This is a genomic window from Kluyvera sp. Awk 3, assembly GCF_028069715.1.
GTDB lineage: Bacteria > Pseudomonadota > Gammaproteobacteria > Enterobacterales > Enterobacteriaceae > Kluyvera > Kluyvera georgiana_A.
The window spans coordinates 1-8,353 of sequence record NZ_JANEWH010000174.1 but is presented as its reverse complement, the minus strand read 5'-3'; the positions used below and the strand labels follow the sequence as shown (position 1 = coordinate 8,353).

General features: G+C 50.9%; 7 protein-coding genes and 1 pseudogene. 5 read left to right on the top strand and 3 right to left on the bottom strand.

All coding sequences use genetic code 11. The features are described from left to right. The first annotated feature begins 958 nt into the window (after nt 1–958). The gene (locus NNN71_RS22335; RefSeq protein ID WP_267453878.1) at nt 959–1,750 is read left to right on the top strand and encodes an HNH endonuclease signature motif containing protein; all 792 of its coding nucleotides are present in this window, start codon (nt 959–961) and stop codon (nt 1,748–1,750) included. A 130-nt stretch (nt 1,751–1,880) separates the two neighbouring features. Here NNN71_RS22335 and NNN71_RS22330 read toward each other — a convergent pair whose 3' ends face one another. The 3 genes from NNN71_RS22330 to NNN71_RS22320 all read right to left on the bottom strand — a co-directional run bounded on the left by NNN71_RS22330 (nt 1,881) and on the right by NNN71_RS22320 (nt 4,218). Then, nucleotides 1,881–2,177 (bottom strand): DUF406 domain-containing protein, encoded by a 297-nt coding sequence (locus NNN71_RS22330; RefSeq protein ID WP_267453879.1) that lies wholly within the window; start codon nt 2,175–2,177, stop codon nt 1,881–1,883. Nucleotides 2,178–2,278: 101 nt separating this feature from the next. Continuing rightward, nucleotides 2,279–2,743: a hypothetical protein gene (locus NNN71_RS22325; RefSeq protein WP_271459366.1), complete on the bottom strand. Its 465-nt coding sequence runs from the start codon at nt 2,741–2,743 to the stop codon at nt 2,279–2,281. Nucleotides 2,744–2,988: 245 nt separating this feature from the next. Beyond that, nucleotides 2,989–4,218 carry a XylR family transcriptional regulator gene (locus NNN71_RS22320; protein ID WP_267453881.1) on the bottom strand — a complete coding sequence of 410 codons (1,230 nt, stop codon included), beginning with the start codon at nt 4,216–4,218 and terminating at the stop codon, nt 2,989–2,991. A 212-nt stretch (nt 4,219–4,430) separates the two neighbouring features. Between NNN71_RS22320 and NNN71_RS22315 the strand changes: the two genes are divergently transcribed. The 4 genes and pseudogenes from NNN71_RS22315 to NNN71_RS22300 all read left to right on the top strand — a co-directional run bounded on the left by NNN71_RS22315 (nt 4,431) and on the right by NNN71_RS22300 (nt 8,100). Continuing rightward, a complete protein-coding gene (locus NNN71_RS22315) occupies nt 4,431–5,798 on the top strand; it encodes a nucleoside hydrolase-like domain-containing protein (RefSeq protein WP_267453882.1) in 1,368 nt (455 codons plus the stop codon). Between the two features lie 45 nt (nt 5,799–5,843). Continuing rightward, on the top strand, nt 5,844–7,340 hold the full coding sequence (locus NNN71_RS22310; protein WP_271459365.1) for a nucleoside hydrolase-like domain-containing protein: 1,497 nt from the start codon (nt 5,844–5,846) through the stop codon (nt 7,338–7,340). A 71-nt stretch (nt 7,341–7,411) separates the two neighbouring features. Continuing rightward, nucleotides 7,412–7,684, top strand: a pseudogene (locus NNN71_RS22305) (helix-turn-helix domain-containing protein); the annotation flags it as partial. 137 nt (nt 7,685–7,821) lie between these two features. Continuing rightward, nucleotides 7,822–8,100, top strand: a complete 279-nt coding sequence (locus NNN71_RS22300) for a hypothetical protein (RefSeq protein WP_267453884.1) — start codon at nt 7,822–7,824, stop codon at nt 8,098–8,100. The last annotated feature ends 253 nt before the right edge of the window (nt 8,101–8,353 follow it).

The window sequence follows — 8,353 nt, the reverse complement described above, 5'->3', positions numbered from 1 at the left end:
ATAAAAACCAGGCAAAAGCCCCTGCATTTCATCATGGCCGTTGTGACTCCATCTCAACAAAAATACCCTGTTAGAAAATGCTCTGAATCTCAACATAAATCACCTATATCTGTTCGTTGTTCGGGAAAATAAAAACTCCCCTACATATTTTAAGACCGGTCTGGAAATGGAATGAATGTAAGTAGTATATTTTTCTGATTTTAGTGATTTAGTCACCTTTATAGAGTGAGGGGTCTGGCCTTTGCCTGACGAAATATATAAACTTCCGTCTACTAAGGGAGATGCTTAATGAAAACGCTGAGGTCATTTACTCAGAAAAAAGCCGGAAATACGAGTAAACGTCGGTCACAACCTGTCAGGATGCAATCAGTCACCGGGCAATCCAGCATGGATTCGTTTATCCGCCACGGAGCAGATTACCATGAGAGAGGTTTTTATGTACAAAAGCGAAGAAGACAAGCTTTCTGATACTGCCCAGGATGAAACGATCCTGTTATTTTCCAGTAGCAAACGACAAGCCTTCGACTTGTCATGAAAGCATCAGCCAACACACAATCTTGCCCCAAACAATAACTATAAAAATCTGACAGATAAATACGTCTTTCCATATCAACACTATCCCCCCCCCTTTTTGTACCTTCCCTTCTAAGCAAAAAATAAAAAAAAACCAACAAAATTAACCGACTCCCGCACTAATCGCACTGCCAGCCTCTAATGATCCGATGAGGTCCAGAGAGCCCACACGACGCAAGTCCTGTGGGCTTTTTGTGTCCTCTACTTACCCAGCCAACGACATTACCTTTATTCTCTGCGTAATCCACTCCCAGACTTCCTGGACAGGCCACAACATCAATCGCCGACCGCGAAAAAATTTCAATAAACATCTGTTAAGCTAGTCATTTTTGTGTTGATATCAAACTGACGATTTAATTCTTTGGCATCTGGAAAAAACATAGCAATGGCCCCGAAAAATAAATTCAGTACTCAAACAAAACTCAAAATATTTCTGGAATGTGGTCTGTATTGCGCAAACCCAACTTGCCGAAAAAAATTAACGTTCTATGATGAGGCAACAAATGAAACGGTTCCTCTCGGGCAAGTCTGCCACATTTATCCCGCCAGTGCTGGAGGGCCCAGATTTGATGAAACGCATTCCACACCGGAGGAACTGAAATCACCAGAGAATGGTATTTGTCTTTGTAGGGGATGCCATACCATGGTCGATGACAACCCAAAACACTATACCGCAATAATGTTGCAAAGCTGGAAGGAGCAAGCAAAGCGGAGTAGTCCGCCTGTGACAATGGCTAATGTAAAGGAGCTAGCAAGATATATTAAGGACAAGAAGCCCCATGTTAGGGAGCTCGATATATGCCTGTCGGATGTTAAGGGGCGTAGCTGTTTTTCATTTCTTCCATTAGATCTCAAAATGAAAAATGTGGTTCTTGAATTAGCCGGCGCCACCCTGAATGCTGATGTTTACGAATTTACAGATAGTAGGATCAGGGACGAAGTGCAGCTATTCAGCGCAATGGCAACGGTTGTGGGTAAACACATTTTCCTTGAAAATACCGTACAAGGTGGAGCTTTCATTAGCAAAGATTCACTGAAACCCGATTTTTTTGGCGGTCTTCACGGTACGACTGTCTTTAATGACGAATTGATGGAAATGTTTAACCAGCTAACGCTGGTTTTCAGGGGGATGGAGACGTTGCTGGCAGAATCTGAGGAAATAACGTTGACACGTTAACGCAGCCAGCATCCATACAGATTCTGACGACGAAATTAATCATGTACAAGAAGTAGAGCCCCTAAAATGCAGAGATGCTGACAAAACAACAACATGTCCGCCACGGTCATCGTGGCAGGCGCGTTTACTCTCAGAATGCCGATCTTAATGATAATTCAAAAATGATCTTTTCCGCCTGGCAAGAAAACGTCACGGACGCGTCCAGCTTCGCCTCGTTGCCGACGTTCTGGATCTGATACACAACTTCAGCATCTTCATCGAATGCGGCAGCAGAAGCCAGTTTCTTGATTTCCGCGATCGCTAGCTCTGCTGCATTTTCCGTCGGAAAAATGCGCTCGATCAGAGAGGTAAAATCGTCGTTCTCAATAATTGTGCCAATATCGATCGCACACCCTTTAGTACTGCACTTATCAACAATATCTTTCATAATGATAACCTCGTATGTTTGCACTCAGGGTAGGACGTTGCCGTTGGAAAATTCATACTTTTAGTGCGTAATCCGCCCTATCCCCCGTGTACGAAGCTAACTTATGCACCCATCATTTTCGCAAACCAGAACTTACAAACCCCATTACGCACATTCCAGGTCTGTGCGGGTTTATCTTTGTATTGTGCATAAATTTTATCCAGATCATCGCTCCCGGACAGCTTCAGATCCTGCGGAACTTCCACGACGCCCTGATAGGGTATAGCAACATAATGTTTGCCCGCTTCAGGAATAAACGCGGTTTGCGTGGTGATTTGATGGCCGCTGGAATTGTTCATCACGTACAGCGACCAGTGGGTATTGGGGCGAATGCGGCTTTCATAAAAACGGTTCACCTTGCCTTCCATAAGATTATTGCTGATATAAATCAGCTCCTGATCTTTGTAGCAATCGCCTTCCTTCGCAAAGCGCTGGAAATAAATCAGTCCCTGGTGCCGCTCGTTGAGCTGAGTGTAAACCACCGCAGCATCTTGCCCGGTATACGGCTCATAACGTTTTGTGCCCACCGGCCCCGGCGCACACGCTGATGCCAGTAACGCGAATCCAACTACCACCCCAGAATATAAATGACGCACTGTCGCCCCTCTTAGTCACTCTTTGTTATTTTTGTCGATCGACAAAAGGATATGTTTCCTGAATATTTACTGCCAACTCCCAATAATAGTGGGCGGTTTTAAAACCGCAACCCGCTGTATTAGCAGAATAATCTGGTAGATATATTTATAGGTCACCACACTCGCGAAACGATATATTACTTCGCCACATCGCTCAATAACCACACGGCTGAGGGTTCATAGCCGGCTTCCACGGCCTTTTTACGATATTCAACCGGCGTGCAGCCCAGTTCGCGGCGGTAGACGGAGTACATATATTGAAGCGAAGTAAACCCACTCTGTAACGCGACGTCGGCATAGCTTAAGGTCGTCTCAGTTAATAGCCTGCGGGAGTACGTAAGCCGGAAACTGAGCAGCTCATCGTGCAGTGTTTTCCCTAACGTCCGCATGAAATGCATATCCAGCGTGGCGCGGGAACAGCCAACATGTTCAGCCACCTGGGCGGCCTTTATCCCCTGCGCACCGAACTGGCGGATATAGTGGCGGGCACGCATCACCCAGGTATTCATCAGCGCACTGTGCAAGCTTGAAGCTTGCTCATTTACCCCTTGCGGAGGCACCACCACGTGTTTCTCGCGCGGCGAGATGCCCATCAGTTGAAGATGCAGCAGCTCCGCGGCGGCGCGCCCCATCTGATGCGTGCCCTGAGCCACCGAACTCAACGGAATGCGGCTAAGGCCGCGTAGCAAGGGGTCGTCGTCAATACCAATAATGGCCACCTCTTCCGGTACCGCATAGCCGGCCAGCGAACAGGCCTGCAATACCTGCCGGGCGCGGGAGTCCGTCACGGCGATAATGCCCACCGGTTTTTCCAGCGTGTGCAGCCAGTCACGCAGGTTCTCCAGTATGTTTTGCCAGACCAGGGCATGGGTTGGCACGCCTTCATAAATCTCCGCCCGATAGCCATCCGCTTCGACGAGCTGACGAAATGCCTGCGCGCGCTCTACTGCCCACGGGTTCATGATCGTCGGCTCAATGGAATAGCAGGCAAATCGCGGCAGGCCCATATCGATAAGATGCTGATAGGCTAGCTCCACCAGCGCTGCATTATCCGAAGCGACATACGGTAGCGAACGAAGTGCCGGGTTGTTCAGTTGATAGGTGCCGCCAATCCCGACGACCGGCATAGTCACCTCCGCCAGCAGTGACGTTAACGTGGGATCGTCAAAGTCGGCGATGATGCCATCGCCCTGCCATTCCAGCAGGCTGGCGGGCGAAGAGCGAAAATCTTCCTCCAGCAGGAAATCCCACTGCAGACGCGTCGACTTCATGTACTCGCAAATGCCTTCAATAATGCTGCGACCGTAACGCCCTTTCGCTTTCAGCATCAGCGCTATACGGAACAGCTCCTGTTTTCGCGTCGTCATGGCGTTATTCCTGAGCGGGAAGAATTATCAAGATAGCACAGCGGCAAGGCACAATGAAAAAGCATTTCATAAATTAATTTATTGTTTTTAAAGCTGAATAAACCAATTTAGAAAAATCATAAAACGGATTTGCACCAGATATGTGCCATGATTCCTCACGCCGCTGGAATACGTGTTTACCGACAAAAAATGAAAAAGACCCTGGAGAACTTATGGCTGCTGTGAAATTAAAGGCAAAAGGAAAAGTCATTTTATTAACGCTGGCGCTGTCGTTAACGCATTTCGCTTATGCTCACCCACCCACATCCGGCGAACCGGCATTGCATTCAGCGTCCAAACCCCGCGTTATTGTCAGCACCGATATTGGTGGTACCGACTTTGATGATTATCAGTCGCTGGTGCATCTGCTGCTCTTTGCCGACGCGATGCAGCTTGAGGGACTCATTTCATCCCCCTGGGGGCCGGTACGCGATCGCGCCAATGAAATTTTAAAAACCATCGACCATTATGCGATGGATTACCCCACGCTGAAAACCTGGTCCCGCGATTACCCTTCGCCGGATTATCTGCGCGGGATAACCCGCCAGGGCGGGATGGACTCCGCGCCGCCAGAAGGCTATAGCCAGCCTACCGAGGGATCAAAACTGATTATCGAGGCGGCAAAGCGCTCTGACCCTCGCCCGCTGTGGATCCTGGTATGGGGCGGCATTGACGATCTGGCACAAGCGCTGCACGACGATCCCACCATCAAGCCAAAAATCCGCGTCTACTATATCGGTGGGCCAAATAAAAAATGGTCCACCGCGGCCTATAACTACATTTTCCGCCATCATCCTGACCTGCACATTATTGAAAACAACTCGACTTACCGCGGCTGGTTCACCGGCGGCGACCAGACGGGCGACCTGGATGGCGCCACCTTTGTCGCCAGACATATTAAAGGGCATGGCGCGCTGGGAGACTTTTTTAATGCCTACGGCGCAGGCCAGCTCAAGATGGGCGATACGCCTGCCGTGGCCTGGGTGTTAGGACCGAATCCGGAAGATCCTACGCAGGAGAGTAAAGGCGGCGGTCGCTTTGTCCGCGCCTGGGATCGTCCCGCCTATACCTTTAACGGAGCGCCGACATCTGCGGATGTGGTTGAAACCTATGGCATGGTCGAGCTGATTGTGCGTCCTGAAGGCATTGCTCCGGCTGGCACTACCGCCAACCTGGTGGTTCCCGCTTCCGCAACGGTAACCGATCGCTTTCCCGGCTTTGCCGATGCCGACGGCGTGTGGCATTTCCGTTTTGTGCCGAAAGCATCGCAGGTCTGGACCTACACGATTGAGTCCAACTGGCCCGCATTGAACAATAACAAAGGCGGCAGCTTCAAATCGGTTCCCCCTGCAGCCCTCACTTCTGCAACCCCCTCCAGCCGCTACCCTAACTGGTGGACAGACAACCCCGATCCGGCTTTGAGCGAGGAAGTACCGCCATTTGGCCCCCAGCAGGGGATTAAAACCATCAACCAGTGGCGCGCCAGTTACCTGGCCGACTTTGCGGCTCGCACTGAGCGCCTCCTTAGCCCGAAAAAATAGGTATCTGAACGTTGCCTTTTACCTCTACAAATGGAACTTCACCCTATGAAACTTCCGCTTGAATATAAAAAGACCGTTTATGCTATCGCCTTCCAGACAGGGCTGTGTCTCGCCGGAAGCGGCCTGTTTTATCCGCTGTCCGCTATCGCAGAAGAACCTGATGCGGGCCAAACTACCGCGCATGTAAAACCGCGCCTGTTTGTCCTGACCGATATCGGCGATGACCCGGACGATCAGATGTCGATGGTGCGTTTGATGACCTACGCCAACCAGATAGATATCGAAGGGTTGGTCGCCACCTCGACGGGAAAAAATAAAGACCAGGTCGAGCCTGAGCGTATCGTCAATATCGTTAAGGGTTATGGCCAGGTACGCGACAACCTTGAACTTCACGAGCCGGGCTTCCCGGCCGCTCAAACGCTGCTCAATACCATCGCGCAGGGTCTGCCAGTTCACGATATGGCCGCCGTGGGTGAAGGCAAAGACTCCAGCGGTTCTGAGCGGCTGATCGAGGCCGTCGATCGCCAGGATGAGCGCCCGCTGTGGGTCTCCATCTGGGGAGTGCCGAACGTGCTGGCGCAGGCGCTGTGGAAGGTAAGCCACACACGTACCCCGGAACAACTGGCGAAATTCGTCGCTAAACTGCGCGTCTATGCCATCTCCGATCAGGACAACAGCGGCCCGTGGATACGCAAAACGTTTCCTTCACTGTTTTACATCGTCTCACCGGGCCAGAATGCCGGCGGCGGCTTCCATCACGCCACCTGGATTGGCATTGGCGGTGATTATTTCCATGGCCGCTTTACCGGCCCCGATTACCAGTTGGTGACCAACGAATGGCTGGATAAAAACGTCCGCAGCAAAGGCCCGCTGGGCGCAGAATATCCCCGCTGGAAATTTATGATGGAGGGCGATACTCCCGCATGGATGAACTTAATTAATAACGGTTTATCCCGTCCCGAACATCCGGACTGGGGCGGATGGGGTGGTCGTTATGAACTCTACACGCCGCGCAAAGAGCGCTGGTTCCTCACCGAAGAGACGCGCCCTATCTGGACCAACGCCCAGGATGAAGTTTTAGGGCTTGATAACCGCTGGCACACCAGCAACCACGCCACGATCTGGCGCTGGCGTTCCGCCTATCAAAATGACTTTGCCGCCCGCATGGACTGGACCGTCAAACCCTATAACGAGGCTAATCATCCGCCAGTGCCTAAACTGGCTCATCCGGCGGAGCTGACGGTGAAAAAAGGCGAGCGTGTTCACCTTAGCGCCGTGGGCTCAACCGATCCCGATGGCGACGCACTCTCCTACGAATGGTTCGCCTACGCGGAGGCGGGAACCCGAGTGCTGTCCAATGCGGCCAGCGGAGTGATGCTCGACATTAAAAATGCCGATCAACCTCAGGCCTGGTTTGATGTCACCGACGCCCGCGTAATGCCCCCGGGGACCGGTACGATGCACATTATTCTGGCAGTCACCGATCACGGCATGCCGCGTTTAACGCGCTATCAGCGGATAATCGTAAAGGTTATCCCCTAATCGTTTGTACAGTCCGGGGACATGGTAGACACTTACAACTAAGGCATAAGAACCCGCTTATGGAGTCACTTATGCCCTGGGATGAGAGAGATACCATGTCATTACGTTCTGAGTTTGTTCTGTTCGCCTCGCAACACGGGGCGAACATCCGTGCGCTTTGCCGTCTTTACGGCGTATCTCCCGCCATCAGCTATAAGTGCCTTCACCGCTGGGCTCTGGAAGGCGTTTCCGGTCTTCACGATCGGCCCCGCGCGCCTCATCACTCCCCGAACCGCTCGTCAGACGACATCACAGACCTGCTGCGCATGGCTTATGCCCGCCATGAACGCTGGGGCGCACGCAAGAATATGAAGAAAAACCAACCGACATTACTAACTGATAGTTGTATCTAATTCTGGGGGCAGGTCACGAACCCGGTTCGCGGGTCAGTCAGGCACTAGCGGGATTTGAAACGCGGCCCGTATGGGAATCAGTAATAGGCATGGCTCTACTAGCAGTGGAAGATGATGATGCTTTGCGCCAACGTTTTACGACAGAGCAATGGCAGCGCCTCTACCCACATATCACGCAAAAACGTAAACAAGAGCATGTGCTCTGGTGTCACGACGACGGCGAGATCTCAATGGCTCGTACTATTGGGGCCGATCGCGCCGCGATTGCCTTCGCCGGAATGTATCAGTACGACGATAAAACCATCGTAAAACGTCTGGACCAACTCAACACCCTAACCCACCGCCTGAACGAAGCGGTGATCATATAAGTGGATATCAGAAAAGAGCAAGATACGTGATAATATAATACTTGCGGAGCGCGATAGATCATTATACCGCGTTCAAAAACCGATTATCCTGCTCATCCTTTTTCTAAGTTGTCATGCTCTGATGATTATGTGTCAACATTACCACCAGCTATATTCTAACCCTAACCAGAGCTTTAAAAACATTCCCTACAGCGCAAAACAAATAAGATTAATCCCAACTCATTCCTTATTAAATAGACGTACAACATAACTA

Coding starts and splice junctions, on each gene's coding strand:
- NNN71_RS22335 (WP_267453878.1), top strand. CDS start 959: ATGGCCCCGAAAAATAAATTCAGTACTCAAACAAAACTCAAAATATTT.
- NNN71_RS22300 (WP_267453884.1), top strand. CDS start 7,822: ATGGCTCTACTAGCAGTGGAAGATGATGATGCTTTGCGCCAACGTTTT.
- NNN71_RS22330 (WP_267453879.1), bottom strand. CDS start 2,177: ATGAAAGATATTGTTGATAAGTGCAGTACTAAAGGGTGTGCGATCGAT.
- NNN71_RS22310 (WP_271459365.1), top strand. CDS start 5,844: ATGAAACTTCCGCTTGAATATAAAAAGACCGTTTATGCTATCGCCTTC.
- NNN71_RS22320 (WP_267453881.1), bottom strand. CDS start 4,218: ATGACGACGCGAAAACAGGAGCTGTTCCGTATAGCGCTGATGCTGAAA.
- NNN71_RS22315 (WP_267453882.1), top strand. CDS start 4,431: ATGGCTGCTGTGAAATTAAAGGCAAAAGGAAAAGTCATTTTATTAACG.